The sequence below is a fragment of the Streptomyces sp. NBC_01261 genome, from assembly GCF_036226385.1.
Lineage (GTDB): Bacteria > Actinomycetota > Actinomycetes > Streptomycetales > Streptomycetaceae > Streptomyces.
In genome coordinates this window covers 1702314-1720498 of sequence record NZ_CP108463.1, presented here as the reverse complement: position 1 = coordinate 1720498, position 18185 = coordinate 1702314, and the positions used below count along the sequence as shown (strand labels likewise).

The following is an 18185-nucleotide window of genomic DNA, read 5'->3' as shown; positions in this document are numbered from 1 at the left end:
GCGAGGATGGCCCGAGGCGGACGCACACCCGGTCGGCGGGCCGCCGTCCTGACATGCAGGCCTCATCTCGAAGGAGCCGGACTCCATGAGTACCGAACTGCAGGGCCGAACCGCCGTGGTGACAGGCGCCAGCAAGGGCATCGGGCTGGCGGTCGTGGAGGCGCTGGCCGGTGCGGGCGCGAGTGTCGTCGCCGGGTCCCGTACGACCACCGAGGGGCTGGACGCGCTGGTCAAGGAGGGCTCCGTCACCTGGGTGCCGGTCGACCTCGCGGAGCACGGCGCGGCCGAGCGGCTGATCGAGGCGGCGGGCGGGCGGGTCGACGTCCTGGTGAACAACGTCGGTACGGCACCGCCCCGCACCGGCGGTTTCCTGTCCGTGACCGACGAGGACTGGCAGCGCACCCTCGACCTGAACCTCCTCACGGCGGTACGCGTCACCCGTGCCGCCCTGCCCCTGATGCTGGCCGCCGGCCGGGGCTCCATCGTCACGATCGGCTCGGTCAACGCGACCCTGCCCGACCCGCTGGTCATCGACTACAGCGCGGGCAAGGCCGCCCTGGTCGCCTTCTCCAAGGCCCTGTCCAAGGAGGTCGGCCCGAAGGGCATCCGCGTCAACACCGTCAGCCCCGGCCCGGTCGAGACGGAGCTGTGGCTCGGCGGCGGCGGAGTCGCCGCAACCGTGTCGGCCGCCACCGGCCTCACCCCGGCCGAGGTCGCGGCCAAGGCCGCCGAAGCCACCGTCACCGGCCGCTTCTCCAAGCCCGCCGAGATCGCCGACGTCGTCCTCTTCCTCGCCGGCGACCGCGCGACCAACCTCACCGGCAGCGACCTCGTGATCGACGGCGGCCTGATCCCGACCTGGTGACCCACCCGGGCACCGACGAACGCTGAACTCCCGTACGGCAACGCTCGCTTACCGCCGCGCCTACGGCGACTGCGGCAATCGCCACCGGCACCGGCGACCACGTGGAACCCCGCGACCGCCCCCTCCCACCACCCCCGCCGTCTGGGTGCCCCCACGAGGCCGACCGTCCCCACCGCACGTGCCGCGATCGGCATCAGCCGCTGCCCCCGGTCGAGGTACTGCGGCTCACTGCTCCCGTGGCATGTGCATCAGGGTCCGGGCGGGTTGGAGGGGCTCGTCGTTTCCGTGGCGCCTGCCGTATCCGGTGTCCGGGTGCCGCCCTCGAGATGGCTGCTCCTGTAGCCCCTGCTGTGCTGGGTATCGGCCGCTGCCCCCGGTCGAGGTACTGCGGCTCACTGCTCGCGTGGCATGTGCATCAGGGTCCGGGCGGGTTGGAGGGGCTCGTCGCTTCTGCGGCGCCTGCCGTATCCGGTGTCCGGGTGCCGCCCGCGAGATGGCTGCTCCTGTAGCCCCTGCTGTGCTGGGTATCGGCCGCTGCCCCCGGTTGAGGTACTGCGGCTCACTGCTCCCGTGGCATGCGCATCAGGGTCCGGCCGGGTTGGAGGTGCTTATCGTTTCCGTGGCGCCTGCCGTATCCGGTGTCCGGGTGCCGCCCGCGAGATGGCTGCTCCTGTAGCCCCTGCTGTGCTGGGTATCGGCCGCTGCCCCCGGTCGAGGTACTGCGGCTCACCGCTCCCGTGGCATGAGCATCAGGGTCCGGGCGAGTTCGCGCGGGGGCATCGCCTCCACAGCCGCCGCATCCCGCGTCCGCGCCGACGCCCGGGTGGGCCCGCGAGATGGCTGCTTCCGCCGCACCTGCCGCGCTGGGTATCAGCGACATCGCCCGGGTGAGGCGCTGTGGTTCATCGCTCCCACGGCATCCGCATCAGAGCCCCGCCGAGTCCGCAGGGGTTCACCGCAGCCGCCGCATCCGACACCCGAGCCCGCGCCCCCCACCACTTCCGCTACAACCGGCATCCACACCAGCCCCCCCCGCCGAGCCCGCGCAGCCAACCTCACCGCTCCAACAACATCCGCTGCAACTCCCTGGCCGCCCGCGGCGGAGCCACATCGCTTCGGTGCGCGAGGGCGATCGTCCGGTGCAGCCCGGGCCGCGCCAGCGGAGTCACCCGTAGCCCCCGCCCGGACTTCGTCGCGACCATGCGCGGGACTACGGCCACGCCGAGTCCCGCGCGGACGAAGCCGAGGACCGCGTCCATCTCGCCGCCCTCCACCGCGAAGTCCGGTTCGAAGCCCTCGGCGCGGCAGGCGGCGACGGTCAGTTCGCGGAGGTCGTAGCCGTGGCGGAACATCACCAGGCGCTCGCCCTCCAGGTCGGAGATGCGTACCGTCCGGCCGCGGCCCGGCGCCGGTGCCTCCGGTGAGGACACGACCACGAGGTCCTCGCGGAGCAGCTCCACCGTCGTCAACGCCGGTGAGGGGGTGGGCAACGGCAGGACCACCAACGCCAAGTCGAGGGCGCCGCGCGCGAGTTCGCGTACGAGATCGTGCGAACCGCCCTCCTCGATCAGCAGCCGAATGCCCGGATAGCGGTCGTGGAAGGCGCGCAGTACGTCCGGCAGCAGGCCCGTGCACAGGCTCGGGGTCGCGCCCAACCTGATCCGTCCGCTGCGGAGTTGGGCCAGCTCCTGCACCTCGTGCCGAGCCGTGTCCGCGTCCGCCAGGATGCGACGGGCCAGCGGCAGCAGCGCCTCGCCCGCGTCCGTGAGCGTGATGTTGCCCCGCGCCCGCAGGAACAGATCCGCGCCCAGTTCCCGCTCCAGCGCCTTGATCTGCTGGGACAGCGACGGCTGCGCGACATGGACCAGATCGGCGGCCCGGGTGAAGTGCCGGGTCTCGGCGACCGCCACGAAGTACTGGAGCTGCTGGAACTGCATACACCCACGATAGCCGTGACCTATCGAAACCAGGCAGATCATGTCTTGGACCGATCGACTCTCTCGCGTCTAACGTCCGTGGACATGGCTCTGGCAACGCGGACGGACCGACGGCCGTCGATGGCGCGCACGGTGTGGGACAGCTCCGTCGGCAAGAAGGCAGTGATGGCCGTCAGCGGCCTGATCATGCTGCTGTACCTGGTCGTCCACATGATCGGGAACCTGAAGATCTTCTTCGGCGCGGGCGAGTTCAACCACTACGCCCACTGGCTGCGCACCGTCGGCGAACCCTTCATGCACTACGAGTGGACGCTCTGGCTCATCCGCATCGTCCTCGTCGTCGCCGTGATCGCCCACGCCGTCTCCGCGTACCAGCTCAGCCGCCGCGACCTCAAGGCCCGCCCCAGCAAGTACGCGCACAAGAAACGCCGGGCGACCTACGCCACCCGCACCATGCGCTGGGGCGGCATCATCCTCGCCCTGTTCATCGTCTGGCACATCCTCGACCTGACCACCGGCACCGTGCACTCCGGCGGCTTCCAGGAGGGCCACCCGTACCAGAACGTCGTCGACACCTTCTCCACCTGGTACGGCGACACCATCTACATCGTCGCGATGCTCGCCCTCGGCCTGCACGTCCGGCACGGCTTCTGGAGCGCCGCGCAGACCCTCGGCGCGGGCAGCCGCAGCCGCGACCGTGTCCTGAAGACCGTCGCCAATGTCCTCGCGTTGCTGCTCACGGCCGGCTTCATCGCCGTACCCGTGGGCGTCATGACCGGAGTGGTGAGCTGAAATGGCCCTTGAATACGCCGACTTCACGACCGGGGAACCCGTCACCGACACCAAGTCGCCCACCGGCCCCATCAACGAACGCTGGGACACCCGCCGTTTCGAGGCCAAACTCGTCAACCCCGCCAACCGCCGCAAACACACGGTGATCGTCGTCGGCACCGGCCTGGCCGGCGGCTCGGCGGGCGCCACCCTCGCCGAACAGGGCTACCACGTCGTCCAGTTCTGCTTCCAGGACTCCCCGCGCCGCGCCCACTCGATCGCCGCCCAGGGCGGCATCAACGCGGCGAAGAACTACCGCAACGACGGCGACTCCGTCCACCGCCTCTTCTACGACACCGTCAAGGGCGGCGACTTCAGGGCGCGGGAGTCCAACGTCCACCGCCTGGCGCAGATCTCGGTGGAGATCATCGACCAGTGCGTCGCGCAGGGCGTGCCGTTCGCCCGCGAGTACGGCGGCCTCCTCGACACCCGCTCCTTCGGTGGCGTGCAGGTGTCCCGCACCTTCTACGCCCGAGGCCAGACAGGGCAGCAACTCCTCCTCGGCGCCTATCAAGCCCTCTCCCGGCAGATCGCCGCCGGGAACATCGAGATGCACCCCCGCACCGAGATGCTCGACCTGATCGTCGTGGACGGGAAGGTGCGCGGGATCGTCGCCCGCGACCTCATCACGGGCCGTATCGACACGTACTTCGCGGACGCCGTCGTCCTCGCCAGCGGCGGCTACGGCAACGTCTTCTACCTGTCGACGAACGCCATGAACTCCAACGCCACCGCCATCTGGCGGGCCCACCGGCGCGGAGCCCTGTTCGCCAACCCGTGCTTCACGCAGATCCATCCGACCTGCATCCCGCGCACCGGCGACCACCAGTCCAAACTCACCCTGATGAGCGAGTCGTTGCGCAACGACGGCCGGATCTGGGTGCCGAAGGCCAAGGGTGACGAACGCCCGCCGAACGAGATCCCCGAGGACGAGCGCGACTACTACCTGGAGCGCATCTACCCGGCCTTCGGCAACCTCGTGCCCCGCGACATCGCCTCCCGCGCCGCGAAGAACGTGTGCGACGAGGGCAGGGGAGTCGGCCCCGGCGGGCAGGGCGTCTACCTCGACTTCGCCGACGCCATCGGGCGGTTGGGGCGCAAGGCCGTCGAGGAGAAGTACGGCAACCTCTTCGACATGTACGCCCGGATCACCGCCGAGGACCCGTACACGGTCCCGATGCGGATCTACCCGGCCGTGCACTACACGATGGGCGGCCTCTGGGTCGACTACGACCTCCAGACCACGATCCCGGGCCTGTTCGCGATCGGCGAGGCCAACTTCTCCGACCACGGCGCCAACCGCCTCGGCGCCTCCGCGCTGATGCAGGGCCTCGCCGACGGCTACTTCGTCCTCCCGGCGACGATCAACGACTACCTCGCCCGGCACCCAGGACACGAGGGGATCGACGTCCAACACCCCGCCGTACAGGAGGTGTTGGCGGAGACCGAGGACCGCCTCAACCTCCTCCTCGCGGTGGACGGAGACCGCACCCCCGACTCCTTCCACCGTGAACTCGGCGAACTCATGTGGGAGTTCTGCGGCATGGCCCGCACCGACAGCGGACTGCGCAAGGCACTGGAACGCATCCCGCAGATCCGCGAGGAGTTCTGGCGGCGGATCAAGGTCCCGGGCACCGGCGAGGAGTTCAACCAGTCCCTGGAGAAGGCCAACCGGATCGTCGACTACCTCGAACTCGCCGAGCTGATGTGCCTCGACGCACTCAACCGCGCCGAGTCCTGCGGCGGCCACTTCCGGGAGGAGTCGCAGACCCCCGACGGCGAAGCGGAGCGCAGGGACGAGGAGTTCGGCTACGCGGCCGCCTGGGAGTTCACCGGCACCGGTTCATCTCCCGTACTGCACAAGGAAGACCTGGTCTTCGAGTACGTCCACCCCACCCAGCGGAGCTACGCATGAAGCTCACCCTGCGCGTCTGGCGGCAGCGGAACGCCGACGCCGAAGGCACCATGTCCACCTACCAAGTGGACGGAATCTCCACGGACATGTCGTTCCTGGAGATGCTAGACACCCTCAACGAGGAACTCATCCTCAAGGGTGAGGACCCGGTCGCCTTCGACCACGACTGCCGCGAGGGCATCTGCGGCGCGTGCTCCCTCGTCATCAACGGCGACGCGCACGGCCCCGAGCGCACCACCACCTGCCAACTCCACATGCGGTCCTTCGAGGACGGCGACACGATCGACATCGAACCGTGGCGCGCCTCCGCCTTCCCGGTCGTCAAGGACCTCGTGGTCGACCGCTCGGCCCTCGACCGCATCATCCAGGCCGGCGGCTACATCACCGCCCCCACCGGCGCCGCTCCCGAGGCCCACGCCACCGCCGTCCCCAAACCGGACGCCGACTTCGCCTTCGAGCACGCCGAGTGCATCGGCTGCGGAGCGTGTGTCGCCGCGTGCCCGAACGGCGCGGCGATGCTCTTCACCTCCGCCAAGGTCAACCACCTCAACGTCCTCCCGCAGGGCGCCCCCGAGCGCGAGACCCGCGTCCTCGACATGGTCGCCCAGATGGACGAGGAGGGCTTCGGCGGCTGCACCCTCGCCGGCGAATGCGCCACCGCCTGCCCGAAGGGCATCCCGCTGTTCTCCATCACCGGCATGAACAAGGAATGGCTGCGAGCGACCCGCAAGGTGGCCAAGCGCTAGACGTCCCAGCTCACCGAACGTTCGCCGGCAGGGTGCGGACGGGCGGAGCCGCAGTGGTGCTCAACCCCGGCTCCGCCAAGCACCCCTGGCATTCAACAACCCCACATCGCCTCTCTCTTCGCGGGTCACACCACGGACAGCCGGCGTCGGCACAACAGGTATGGCGGCACCGCTCGCCGCTGAGCCGTCCCCGGCCCGTGACCAGGAGAGAGCCATGACCGGCGTTTCCACCCTCGACCGTCCCTCGCAGCCCGCCGCGCCGACCCGCTACACCGTCACGCTCGCCCGCGACGAGGACGAGGTGCGGGCCGCGCAGCGGCTGCGGCACGACGTCTTCGCCGGGGAGATGGGCGCCCACCTCTCCAGCCCGCAGCCCGGCCTGGACGTCGACGCCTTCGACGCCTACTGCGACCACCTCCTCGTCCGCGACACGGTCACCGGGCAGGTGGTCGGCACCTACCGGCTGCTGCCGCCCGAGCGCGCCGCGGTCGCCGGACGGCTCTACTCGGAGAGCGAGTTCGACCTCGCCCCCCTCGACGGCATCCGCCCCGGCCTCGTCGAGGTCGGCCGCTCCTGCGTCCACCCCGACCACCGCGACGGCGCCGTCATCGGCCTCATCTGGGCCGGCATAGCCCGCTACATGGTCGACCGCGGCCACGAATGGCTCGCCGGCTGCTGCTCCATCCCGCTCGCCGACGGCGGCACCCTCGCCGCCGGCACCTGGGACCGGGTCGGCGCCAAGCACCTCGCGCCCGAGGAGTTCCGGGTACGACCGCTGCTGCCCTGGAGCGCCGACGGCGTGGCCCGCCCCGCCGGACGCGTCGAACTCCCGCCGCTGCTGCGCGGATACGTCCGCCTCGGCGCCTGGGTCTGCGGCGAGCCCGCCCACGACCCGGACTTCGGGGTCGCCGACCTGTACGTGCTGCTGTCGATGCGCCGGGTCAACCCGCGCTATCTGCGGCACTTCCTCTCGCTCGTCCCGGCGTGATGAGCGTCTGGCTGCCCAGCGCGCCCTGCACCCCCAGGTCGTGCATCGAGTCGAAGGGGTCCGTCACGGCCGTACCGCGCGCCGTGCTGCGCTTCGTGACCGTCCTGGTCGTGGTCGCCGCCGGGGCCGCACTCACCCCCGTCGGCGCGCGGATCCCCGCCCGCGCGGTGCGCTGGTGGTGCCGGACGATCGTCCGGTCCGCCGGCATCCGGCTCCGCATCACCGGCACCACCACACCCACCGGCGGACTGCTGCTCGTCGCCAACCACATCTCGTGGCTGGACATCCCGCTGCTGGCCGCCGTACGCCCCGCCCGCATGCTGGCCAAGGCCGAGATCCGGCACTGGCCCGTCGCGGGCACGCTCACCGCGGGCAGCGGCGCCCTGTTCATCGACCGCGACCGGCTGCGCGCCCTGCCTGAGACGGTCGCCTCCATCGCGGGAGCCCTGCGCGCGGGCGGGGCGGTCGCCGTCTTCCCCGAGGGCAGCACCTGGTGCGGCCGGGCCCAGGGCCACTTCCGGCGGGCCGTCTTCCAGGCCGCACTGGACGCCGGAGTCCCCGTCCAACCCGTCGCCCTGCACTACCTCACCGACGGCACCGCCAGCACCGCCCCCGCCTTCGTCGGCAGCGACTCCCTGCTCACCTCGGTCTGGCGGGTCGTGTCGACGCGCGGGCTCGTCGCCGAAGTGGAGGTGGGCGAGACCATCGCCCCCGGCAGCCACCCCGACCGCCGTTCCCTCGCCCACGCGGCGCAGGCCGGGGTGACGGCTCAGCCCCAGCACCGGGACCACTGCACGTCGGTGGCGCAGGCCCCGGTGAAAATCCGCAGGACGGCGCGGAGGCGTCCTGTTAGCGTTGCGTCCATGAGGATCATCAGGCACACCGGCACCGCGACCGCGCGAGCGACCAGCTCGCCGGCTGCCGACGCCTGACCTCACCAGACCTCTCCCGGCGGCCGGAAACGGACCGCCGGGACGTGTCGTTTCCACCCCGCCTCACGCGCTGCCCCACGGTCCCTTCCGGTCCCCGACCGACCCGAAGGACCCACCGCCATGAACACCGACGACATCGTCCGTACGTTCCTCGACTTCTACCGCGAACGCGGGCACGAGTCGATCACCGGCAGCACACTCCTGCCACCGCCCTCGGACCCGGTCCTCTTCACCACGTCCGGCATGCACCCGCTCACGCCGTACCTCCAGGGGCGCCCCCATCCACAGGGGCGGCGGCTGGTCAACCTCCAACGCTGCCTGCGCACTACGGACCTCGACGACATCGGCGACCTCACCCACCTGACCGTGTTCGAGATGCTCGGCTCATGGTCACTGGGCGACTACGACCATCCGCAGAGCCTGCGTTGGGGGTACGAGCTGCTGCGGGACGGCTTCGGTATCCCGCGCGAGAAGTTGTACGTCACTGTCTTCGGCGGCGATGAACAGGTCGGGCCCGATCTTGAATCGCTGCACACCTGGCGGGAGTTGGGGCTGCCGGTCGAGTCGACCGGGGACGAGAACTGGTGGTCCAACGGGCCCGTGGGTCCCTGTGGCCCCGACTCCGAGATCTTCTACTGGACCGGCGACGGGCCGCCGGAGGGGAGCCCGACGACTGATTCGCGGTGGGTGGAGATCTGGAACCACGTGCACATGCGGCTGGAGCGGGGCGAGGACGGTGGGCTGGTTCCGTTGCGGCAGGTCAACGTCGATACGGGGATGGGGTTGGAGCGGCTTGTGTCCGTCCTCCAAGGGGGACGGTCGGTCTATGAGACGGATCTGTTCGAGCCGTGGATGCGGATTCTTCCGACGCTGTGGGTGCTGGACGACCACTCGATGCGGGTGGTCGTCGATCATCTGCGGTCGAGCATGGTCGTCATCGGGGACGGGGTGCGGCCGTCCAACACCGGGCGTGGGTATGTCCTACGGCGCTTGATCCGGCGGTTGCTCACCAGTCTGTGGCGCGATGATCCTTCGCGGACGGTGTCCGATCTGCCGGTGGAGCTTGTTGGCCGCACGCTTGATCATTTCCGGCAGTCCCTTGAAGTCGACACCGTGCGGGAGGTGTTGCTCGATGAGGAGCGGCGGTTCTCCCACCTTCTCGAACGGGGGCGGCGGGTGTTGTCCCGGCCGGAGTTTCGGGGGCCGTTGAGTGAGGAGGACTATCTCTACCTTCATGACACTCATGGGCTGCCCCGGGAGTGGGTTGCCGGTCTTCTGCGGTAGTTGGTCGGCTGCGGGTGGGTGGGGGCTGGTCGCGCTCACGCGGCGGAGCCGCACATTGATACAGCCCCGCGCCCCTAGAAGAAGGGCGTTCACGCGAGCGCGTTTGCCAGGTAGGGGGCTGTGGTGCTCTCGCTGGCCCTCGCCACATCCGCGGGCGGGCCCGCCGCCACGATCCTGCCCCCCTCCTCGCCTCCACCCGGGCCCAGGTCGATGACCCAGTCCGCGCCCGCCACCACCGCCATGTCGTGTTCGACCACCACCACGGTGTGGCCCGCGTCGACCAGGCCGTGGAGTTGGCGTAGCAGGACTTCGACGTCGGCCGGGTGGAGGCCGGTGGTCGGTTCGTCGAGGAGGTAGAGGGTGTGGCCGCGTCGGCCGCGCTGCAACTCCGTGGCCAGCTTGATGCGTTGGGCCTCGCCGCCGGACAGTTCGGTGGCGGGCTGGCCCAGTCGCAGGTAGCCGAGGCCCACGTCCAGCAGTGCGGTCAGGCTGCGGGTCACGGACGGAGTGTCCGCGAAGAAGGTCGCCGCGCTCTCCACCGTCAGGTCCAGGACCTCCGCGATGTTCCGTCCCTGGTACGTCACTTGGAGTGTCTCGGGGTTGTAGCGCGCCCCGCCGCAGTCAGGGCAGGGCGCGTACGTGCTCGGCAGAAAGAGCAACTCGACGCTGACGAAGCCCTCGCCCTGACAGGTCTCGCAGCGGCCTCCCCCAGAGGGGGCACCCCCAGTCACGTTGAAGGAGAACCGGCCTACGCCGTAACCCCGTTGGCGTGCCTCGTCCGTGGCCGCGAAGACTTTGCGGACGACGTCGAAGAGGCCGGTGTACGTCGCCAGGTTCGAGCGGGGGGTGCGGCCGATCGGTTTCTGGTCGACCGACACCAGGCGTTCCATGCCCGGGAGTTCCTCGGTGATCTCGCCGATGAGTGTCGACTTGCCGGAGCCCGAGACGCCGGTTACCGCGGTGAACACGCCCAGCGGGAATTCGGCCGTCACGTCGCGCAGGTTGTGCCGCGTCACCGGGCCCACCTTCAACTCGCCTCGCGGTGAGCGGACTTCGCGGGCCGGCGTGGGGGAGTCGTCGAAGAGGAAACGGGCCGTCGCCGATTCCGCCACCGCCGCGAGCTCCGCCACGGGTCCGCTGTGCAGTACCCGTCCGCCGTGCTCGCCGGCCAGCGGGCCCACGTCCACCAGCCAGTCGGCGGCGCGCATGACGTCCAGGTGGTGCTCCACCACGAACACCGAGTTGCCCGCGGCCTTCAGGCGGTCCAGGACCGTGAGCAGGGCCTTCGTGTCCGCGGGGTGCAGTCCGGCGGACGGTTCGTCCAGGACGTAGACGACGCCGAAGAGACCGGACCTCAACTGGGTTGCCAGGCGCAGGCGTTGGAGTTCGCCCGCCGAGAGGGTGGGGGTCGCGCGGTCCAGGCTGAGGTAGCCGAGGCCGAGTTCGAGGATCGGGGCGATGCGGGAGGTGAGGTCCTCGGTGAGGACGCGGGCCGCCTCCGACGTGCCGTTGAGGGTGCCTGCCAACTCCGCGAGCGGTAGCGCGGCCAGGTCGGCGATCGTGCGGCCCGCGATGGTCACCGCCAGGGACTCGGGGCGCAGTCTGCCGCCTCCGCACAGCGGGCAGGGGGTGCTGGTCAGGAAGCGTTCCGCCTTGGTGCGGAGGGTGGGGCTCTTCGTGTCGGAGAACGTCTTCATGACGTAGCGGTGGGCGCTCATGTACGTGCCCTGGTACGGGCGTTGGATGCGGTTCGCGTCCCGGACCGGGTGGACCGTGACCACCGGTTGGTCGTCCGTGAAGAGGATCCACTCCCGCTGTTCGGCGGGGAGTTCGCGCCACGGTACGTCCACGTCGTGGCCGAGGGTGTCGAGGATGTCGCGCAGGTTCTTGCCCTGCCAGGCGCCCGGCCACGCGGCGATCGCGCCCTCGCGGATCGACAGCGAGGGATCGGGGACGAGGGACTCCTCGGTCGTGCGGTGGACCCGGCCGAGGCCGTGGCACTCCGGGCACGCGCCCGCCGCCGTGTTGGGGGAGAAAGCGTCGGAGTCGAGGTGTGCCGCGCCGGGCGGGTAGTCGCCGGCGCGGGAGAACAGCATCCGGAGCGAGTTCGAGAGGTTGGTGACCGTGCCCACCGAGGAGCGGGAGGTGGGGGTCGAGCGGCGCTGCTGGAGGGAGACCGCCGGGGGCAGGCCGGTGATCTCGCCGACCTTCGGCGCTCCTACCTGGTGGATGAGTCTGCGGGCGTACGGCGCCACCGACTCGAAGTAGCGGCGCTGGGCCTCCGCGTAGATCGTGCCGAAGGCGAGGGACGACTTTCCGGAGCCGGAGATGCCTGTGAACACGGTCAACACGTCCCGCGGGATGTCGACGTCGACGCCCTGGAGATTGTGCTCGCGGGCGTCGCGGACACGGACGTAGGAGTCGGGGGCGCGGGGGGCGCGGGGCGTGCCGGGGCTGTGCATGACCCGGCGAGTCTATGCGAGCACGCCGTGTGTCGCCCGGTGACCTGTGGGGGTGCGGGGGCGTTCGGGCTGTGCCACGTTGGAGGACACGGATGCCAGTAGCCGCACAGTCGCCGCGCACAGTCGCCGCACGGAAGGTCCGTGGTCATGAGCACTCCCGGATTCGGTTTCGGACGCAGCCCCTTCGAGGAATTCGACGAGCTGATGTCCCGGTATTTCGGCGGTTCGGGGCCGGCGGCGCCGTCACGCCGGACCCAGCGCGTGGACATCGGGAGTCTGCTCTCGGAACGGGCCCGTGAGCTGGTGGCCCAGGCGCGGGACATCGCCGCCGTCGAGGGCAGCGAGGAACTCGACGCCCGTCATCTGCTGGCCGCCGCCACCGAGCAGGAGTCGACCCGACGGCTGCTCGCCGAGGCGGGCGCTGACCCCGACCGCATCCGGGAACGGCTCACCGCCGGCGCGGCCGGCGGCCCGAAGACCGAACCCAGCACGCTCACCCCGGCCGCCAAGCGGACCCTTCTCGACGCGTACCGGATCTCCCGCGCCGAGGACTCCTCGTACATCGGCCCCGAGCACCTGGTGCGGGCCCTGGCCGCCAACCCCGAGTCGGCCGCCGGACAGGCCCTCGCGGGCAGCGGCTGGGAGGGCGACCGGGTGCCCACCGGTGCCGAGCCCGAGCGGAAGCGGCCCAGCAGCACGCCCACCGTCGACGAGTACGGGCGTGACCTCACCGAGGACGCCCGCGCCGGGCGGCTCGACCCGGTGATCGGGCGGGACGACGAGGTCGAGCAGACCATCGAGGTGCTCTCCCGGCGCAGCAAGAACAACCCCGTCCTCATCGGCGACCCCGGTGTCGGCAAGACCGCCGTCGTCGAGGGCATCGCCCAGCGCATCGTCGCCGGTGACGTGCCGAAGACCCTCGAAGGCAAGCGGCTCGTGTCGCTGGACCTGGCCGGCATGGTCGCCGGCACCAAGTACCGGGGCGAGTTCGAGGAGCGGTTGAAGAAACTCCTCGACGAGGTGAGCGAGCACGCCGACGAACTGGTGCTGTTCCTGGACGAGTTGCACACCGTCGTCGGTGCGGGTGGCGGGGGAGACGGTGCTCTCGACGCCGGGAACATGCTCAAACCCGCCCTGGCCCGTGGGCAGTTGCACCTCATCGGTGCCACCACCGTCGACGAGTACCGCAAGTACATCGAGAAGGACTCGGCGTTGGAGCGCCGCTTCGCGCCCATCCTGATCGGCGAACCGACCGTCGACGACACCATCGAGATCCTGCGCGGACTGCGCGACCGCTACGAGGCCCACCACCAGGTCCGTATCACCGACGAGGCCGTCGTCGCGGCGGCCGAACTCTCCGACCGCTACGTCACCGCCCGCTTCCTGCCCGACAAGGCCATCGACCTGATGGACCAGGCCGCGGCCCGGGTACGGCTGCGCGCCAAGACCCCGCTCTCCGACAACCGCGAGGTCGAGGACCGGCTCGCCGCCCTCAACCGGGAGAAGGACCAGGCCGTGGCCGACGAGGAGTACGAGCGGGCCAAGGAGATCCGTGACCGGATCAAGGACACCGAGGCCGAGTTGAAGGCGGGCGGCTCCGCCGAGGAGCGGGCGCCCAAGGTCACCGCGGAGGACATCGCCGAGGTCGTCTCCCGCACCACCGGCATCCCGGTCGCCCAGCTCACCGAGGAGGAACGCGCCCGGCTGATGAAGCTGGAGGAGCACCTCCACGAGCGGGTCGTCGGCCAGGACGAGGCCATCACCGCCGTCGCCCGTGCCGTACGCCGTGCGCGCGCCGGCATGAGCGACCCGAACCGGCCCATCGGCAGCTTCCTCTTCCTCGGTCCCACCGGCGTCGGCAAGACCGAACTGGCCCGCGCGCTGGCCGCCGCCCTCTTCGGCGACGAGAGCCGCATGATCCGCCTCGACATGAGCGAGTTCCAGGAACGGCACACCGTCTCCCGCCTGGTCGGAGCGCCTCCCGGATACGTCGGCCACGACGAGGCCGGCCAGCTCACCGAGGCCGTCCGCAGGCAGCCGTACGCCGTGCTGCTGCTCGACGAGGTCGAGAAGGCGCACCCCGACGTCTTCAACACCCTGCTGCAACTCCTCGACGACGGACGGCTCACCGACTCGCAGGGGCGCACGGTCGACTTCAAGAACACCGTGGTGATCATGACGTCGAACATCGGCGCCGACCGCATCCTCGCGGCGGGCGTCGACGACTACGCCAAGGTCCGCGAGACGGTGATGCCGGTCCTGAACCAGCACTTCCGCCCCGAGTTCCTCAACCGCATCGACGAGATCATCGTCTTCCGCGGCCTGGAACGCGCCCAACTCCGCGACATCGTCGACCTGTTGCTGGAACACACCCGGCGCAGGCTGCACGCCCAGGACGTCACCCTGGAGGTCACCGACGCGGCGGCGGACCTGCTGGCCCACCTCGGGTACCAACCCGCCTTCGGTGCCCGCCCGTTGCGCCGCACCATCCAGCGCGAGGTCGACGACCGGCTCGCCGACATGCTCCTCGCCGGCGAACTGAACGCGGGCGACCAGGCCCGGGTCGACGCGGGCGACGGAACGATCGAGATCAGCGCACGCCAGGCGGTCGCGCACTAGCCGGACCGCATTCGCATCTCTCAGGGAGACAGGCATGAGCAGTTATCGAGTCGCGCAAGTGGGCGCGGCCGGCGGCGAGTTCACCATCGCCGAGCGGGACGTGCCGGAGCCGGGACCGGGCCATGTGCGGATCGCCGTGGAGGCCTGCGGGATCTGTCACAGCGACACCTTCTTCGTGAACGCCGGAGTGCCGGGCGTACGGTTCCCGCTCGTCACCGGGCACGAGATCGCCGGGCACATCGACGCGCTCGGCGAGGGCGCCTCGGACAGCGGCTGGCGGGTCGGCGACCGGGTGTCCGTCGGCTGGTTCGGCGGCAGCTGCGGCCACTGCACCCCGTGCAGGCAGGGCGACTTCATCGTCTGCGAGAACCTGAAGGTGCCCGGCTGGGCCTACGACGGCGGCTTCGCGGAGATGACCGTGGCACCGGTCGACGCGCTCGCCCGGATCCCCGACAGCCTCTCGGCGAGCGCCGCCGCGCCCATGGGGTGTGCGGGCGTGACCACGTTCAACGGGCTGCGGCGCAGTTCGGCGGGGCCGGGCGACCTGGTCGCCGTACTCGGACTCGGCGGCCTCGGTCACCTGGGCGTGCAGTACGCGGCCGCGATGGGATTCGAGACCGTGGCGATCGCGCGAGGTCCCGAAAAGGCCGACTTCGCCAAGCAGTTGGGCGCCCACCACTACGTCGACAGCACCGCCGACACCGAGGTCGCGGAGGCGTTGCAGGCCCTCGGCGGCGCCAAGGTCGTGCTGGCCACGGCAGGCAATGCCGACGCCGCGACGGCGACCGTGGACGGGCTGCGGCCCCGTGGCGAGCTGGTCGTCATCGGGGCGGACACCGCGCCGTTGGGGATCAGCCCGCTCCAACTGCTCATGAGCGGCAGGGTGGTTCGGGGCCACCCGTCCGGCACCGCGCAGGACGTGCAGGACGTGCTGGACTTCAGCGCCCTGCACAACATCCGCCCGTCGGTGGAGACCGTGCCCCTGGACCAGGCCGGTGAGGCCTACGAGCGGATGCTGTCCGGCGCCGCGCGCTTCCGGATGGTGCTCACGCCATGAGGGAGGCGAGCCGCCGGTAGGAGTCCAGCAGGGCCTCGCGGTCGTAGGTGCTGGTGGTGACGAGGACCTCGTCGGCCGCCGTCTCCTTCAGCACCGTCTCCAGCTCGTGGGCCACCTGTTCCTCGGTGCCCGCGAGCTGTCCGCCGAGCCCGGCCTCGTAGAAGCCGAACTCCTTCTCGGTCATGGGCAGTTGCTCCACACGCTCGGCGGGCGGCAGCGGCGGGAAGGTGCCATGAGTCCGCGAGTAAGCCATCGACCAGGCTTCCGGGACGAGCAGGCGCCGGGCCGCCTCGGGGGTGGCGGCCACCGCGATCGTGCCCGAGATGACGACGTACGGCTGCGCGGCCCATGGGGAGGGGCGGAAGCGGGCGCGGTAGTGGTCGATGCCGCGCCGCATCCTCTCCCTGTTGCGGAGGTCGCCGATGACCATCGGCAGACCGGCCCGGGCCGCGATGTCGGCGCCCTCGCCCATCGCGAGCACGAACGGCGGGACGCTCAGACCCTCGGAGGGGTGTGCGTGCGCGCCGGTGGGTGACGTGCCCCGGAACCAGTCGAGGAGTTCGGCGAGTTGCCCGGCGAAGTCGTCGGCGTCGTCCTTGTCGCGGCCCAGCGCCTTGCGCACGCCGCCGGTGAAGCCGACCGAGCGGCCGAGGCCCATGTCGATCCGGCCCGGGAACAGCGACTCCAGCACCCCGAACTGCTCGGCCACGACCAGAGGTTGGTGATTGGGCAGCATCACCCCGCCCGTCCCGACCCGGATGCTCCGGGTGGCCGAGGCGACGGCGGCGGCCAGCACCGTCGGCGCCGAACCGGCGACCCCGGGCACGCCGTGGTGCTCCGACACCCAGAACCGGTGATAGCCCAGCTCCTCGACCTCCCGCGCGAATCGCACGGTGTCGCGCAGCGCCTCGGCGGGCGGATGCCCCTCGCGGGTGCGGGACCGGTCGAGGACGGAGAAGGGGGTCGAGGCGATCACTGAACTCACATCAGTGTCAACGCCCGAGAGACCTCGGCATTCCCGCGGCGGTCAGTTCTCGGGACGCAGCAGCCCGCGCTCGTACGCCTTCGCCAGGCGCTGCGGGACGAGGTGGCGCACGCCTTCGACGGTGACCGGCATGAGCGTGGGCGTCGTGGCCTTCCACTGGGCGCGGCGGTGGCGGGTGTTGCTGCGGGACATCTTCCGCTTGGGAACGGCCATGGGGATTCCTCCTCGGTGGGCTGGCAGGCACCGAGGACGCTATGTGAAAATGGATCCCATTAGCAATCTGGGGTCGCGTGCACGGCCCTCATCGCCGGGACCGGACGCGGGCGTCCCGGGGCGGGTCGATGAACTGCAGCTCCAGGGTGACGGGCGGCGCGGCGATGCCCGGTCCGCCCGCGGCCGCCCACTCCAGCACTTCCTCCGTGCAGTCGTCGTCCATCGCGAACCCGACCCAGGTCGGCCGCCCACCGGCCCGGCGTCCCGCCGCCGACGGCTGGACCACGATCACGTTGGCCTGGTCGCAGGGGCCCAGGCAGTCCGTCGTACGCACCGCGAAACCGTGCTCGGCGGCACCCGCGCGCAGCCGTTCCAGCTGCCAGACGTGGTCGGTGCCGGGGTGTTTGCGCGGGTCGCCGCAGCAGCAGCCCCGGCACACGACCAGGGTGCAGGGCCGCTCGCGGGCGGCGCCGACGAGGAACGTACGGGGAGCGGGAGTGGCGGCAGACATGCAAGAAGCATGAGGCCAGGCATCTCGCGGGCCGTTGCCGGGGTGGCGGGACCGGCTGTCTAGGGTGGGCGGGTGACTGCCGACAACAAGCGCCCGCTCGCCGTGTTCGACCTCGACAACACCCTCGCCGACACGGCGCACCGGCAACCGTTCCTGGAGCGGAAGCCGCGCGACTGGGACGGCTTCTTCGGTGCCGCCGCCCAGGACCCGCCGTTGGCGGAAGGCGTCGCACTCGCTCTGGAGAGCGCCGAGGAGTGCGAGGTCGTCTACCTGACCGGACGGCCCGAACGCTGCCGGCGCGACACGCTCGCCTGGCTCGCCGCGCAGGGACTGCCCGAGGGCCGGGTCTTCATGCGGCGCAACGACGACCGCAGGCCCGCCCGGCGCACCAAGCTGGAGATCCTGAAGCGGCTCGCCCGCGACCGGGACATCCGGGTCCTCGTGGACGACGACGAGTTGGTCTGCGACGACGCCGAGCGGGCCGGGTTCAGGGTCGTACGGGCCCGCTGGACCTCCCCCTCCGCCGCGCTGGAGGCGGCGCAGGAGGGGGAGGGCCGGACCTGAGGGCACTCGTGCTCAAGGCGGGCGGTCAGTCCTCGTCCTCGATGCGGAAGCCGACCTTCAGGCCGACCTGGAAGTGCTCGATCTGCCCGTTCTGGATCTGGCCCCTGACCTGGGTCACCTCGAACCAGTCCAGACTGCGCAGGGTCTGCGCGGCGCGGGCGACGCCGTTGCGGATGGCCTGGTCGATGCCCTCGTGAGAGGTGCCGACGATCTCGGTGACCCGGTACGTGTGCTCGGACATGCGGGTACTCCTCTCGGCCGTGACGGGCGCGTCAC

The 18185-nt window shown here is 70.8% G+C and carries 16 protein-coding genes; 10 read left to right on the top strand and 6 right to left on the bottom strand.

Annotation, left to right across the window (positions count from 1 at the left end; genetic code table 11):
- The first annotated feature begins 85 nt into the window (after positions 1–85).
- Positions 86–865 (top strand): SDR family NAD(P)-dependent oxidoreductase, encoded by a 780-nt coding sequence (locus OG226_RS07600; protein WP_328675955.1) that lies wholly within the window; start codon positions 86–88, stop codon positions 863–865.
- A 1055-nt stretch (positions 866–1920) separates the two neighbouring features.
- Here the strand turns inward: OG226_RS07600 and OG226_RS07595 are convergent.
- Positions 1921–2802, bottom strand: a complete 882-nt coding sequence (locus OG226_RS07595; protein WP_328675954.1) for a LysR family transcriptional regulator — start codon at positions 2800–2802, stop codon at positions 1921–1923.
- 120 nt (positions 2803–2922) lie between these two features.
- Between OG226_RS07595 and OG226_RS07590 the strand changes: the two genes are divergently transcribed.
- The 6 genes from OG226_RS07590 to OG226_RS07565 all read left to right on the top strand — a co-directional run bounded on the left by OG226_RS07590 (position 2923) and on the right by OG226_RS07565 (position 9498).
- Complete coding sequence (locus OG226_RS07590) at positions 2923–3594, top strand: succinate dehydrogenase (RefSeq protein ID WP_329353336.1); 672 nt, start codon at positions 2923–2925, stop codon at positions 3592–3594.
- 1 nt (position 3595) lies between these two features.
- Positions 3596–5548 (top strand): fumarate reductase/succinate dehydrogenase flavoprotein subunit, encoded by a 1953-nt coding sequence (locus OG226_RS07585; RefSeq protein WP_329348367.1) that lies wholly within the window; start codon positions 3596–3598, stop codon positions 5546–5548.
- Positions 5545–6294, top strand: coding sequence for a succinate dehydrogenase/fumarate reductase iron-sulfur subunit (locus OG226_RS07580; RefSeq protein WP_329348366.1), 750 nt, complete (start codon positions 5545–5547; stop codon positions 6292–6294). The genes OG226_RS07585 and OG226_RS07580 overlap by 4 nt, the downstream gene beginning before the upstream one ends.
- Positions 6295–6508: 214 nt before the next feature.
- Positions 6509–7282 carry a GNAT family N-acetyltransferase gene (locus OG226_RS07575; protein ID WP_329348365.1) on the top strand — a complete coding sequence of 258 codons (774 nt, stop codon included), beginning with the start codon at positions 6509–6511 and terminating at the stop codon, positions 7280–7282.
- On the top strand, positions 7282–8214 hold the full coding sequence (locus OG226_RS07570) for a lysophospholipid acyltransferase family protein (protein WP_328675950.1): 933 nt from the start codon (positions 7282–7284) through the stop codon (positions 8212–8214). Before OG226_RS07575 ends, OG226_RS07570 begins: the two co-directional genes overlap by 1 nt.
- A 120-nt stretch (positions 8215–8334) precedes the next feature.
- The gene (locus tag OG226_RS07565) at positions 8335–9498 is read left to right on the top strand and encodes an alanine--tRNA ligase-related protein (RefSeq protein ID WP_329348364.1); all 1164 of its coding nucleotides are present in this window, start codon (positions 8335–8337) and stop codon (positions 9496–9498) included.
- 89 nt (positions 9499–9587) lie between these two features.
- Here the strand turns inward: OG226_RS07565 and OG226_RS07560 are convergent, their stop codons facing one another.
- A complete protein-coding gene (locus tag OG226_RS07560; protein WP_329348363.1) occupies positions 9588–11960 on the bottom strand; it encodes an excinuclease ABC subunit UvrA in 2373 nt (790 codons plus the stop codon).
- Between the two features lie 147 nt (positions 11961–12107).
- Between OG226_RS07560 and OG226_RS07555 the strand changes: the two genes are divergently transcribed.
- Positions 12108–14579: an ATP-dependent Clp protease ATP-binding subunit gene (locus OG226_RS07555; RefSeq protein WP_329348362.1), complete on the top strand. Its 2472-nt coding sequence runs from the start codon at positions 12108–12110 to the stop codon at positions 14577–14579.
- 34 nt (positions 14580–14613) lie between these two features.
- On the top strand, positions 14614–15636 hold the full coding sequence (locus tag OG226_RS07550; RefSeq protein WP_329348361.1) for an alcohol dehydrogenase: 1023 nt from the start codon (positions 14614–14616) through the stop codon (positions 15634–15636).
- Here the strand turns inward: OG226_RS07550 and OG226_RS07545 are convergent.
- The 3 genes from OG226_RS07545 to OG226_RS07535 all read right to left on the bottom strand — a co-directional run bounded on the left by OG226_RS07545 (position 15626) and on the right by OG226_RS07535 (position 17345).
- Positions 15626–16621, bottom strand: coding sequence for an LLM class flavin-dependent oxidoreductase (locus OG226_RS07545; protein ID WP_329348360.1), 996 nt, complete (start codon positions 16619–16621; stop codon positions 15626–15628). The genes OG226_RS07550 and OG226_RS07545 overlap by 11 nt on opposite strands.
- Before the next feature lie 42 nt (positions 16622–16663).
- Positions 16664–16834, bottom strand: a complete 171-nt coding sequence (gene rpmF, locus OG226_RS07540) for a 50S ribosomal protein L32 (RefSeq protein ID WP_329348359.1) — start codon at positions 16832–16834, stop codon at positions 16664–16666.
- A gap of 88 nt (positions 16835–16922) precedes the next feature.
- Positions 16923–17345 (bottom strand): (2Fe-2S) ferredoxin domain-containing protein, encoded by a 423-nt coding sequence (locus OG226_RS07535; RefSeq protein ID WP_328675943.1) that lies wholly within the window; start codon positions 17343–17345, stop codon positions 16923–16925.
- Positions 17346–17417: 72 nt separating this feature from the next.
- Between OG226_RS07535 and OG226_RS07530 the strand changes: the two genes are divergently transcribed.
- Entirely contained in the window at positions 17418–17909 is a 492-nt protein-coding gene (locus OG226_RS07530; protein WP_328675942.1) for a phosphatase domain-containing protein, read from the top strand.
- A 25-nt stretch (positions 17910–17934) separates the two neighbouring features.
- Here the strand turns inward: OG226_RS07530 and OG226_RS07525 are convergent, their stop codons facing one another.
- Positions 17935–18150 carry a dodecin gene (locus tag OG226_RS07525; protein ID WP_328675941.1) on the bottom strand — a complete coding sequence of 72 codons (216 nt, stop codon included), beginning with the start codon at positions 18148–18150 and terminating at the stop codon, positions 17935–17937.
- Positions 18151–18185: the final 35 nt, after the last annotated feature.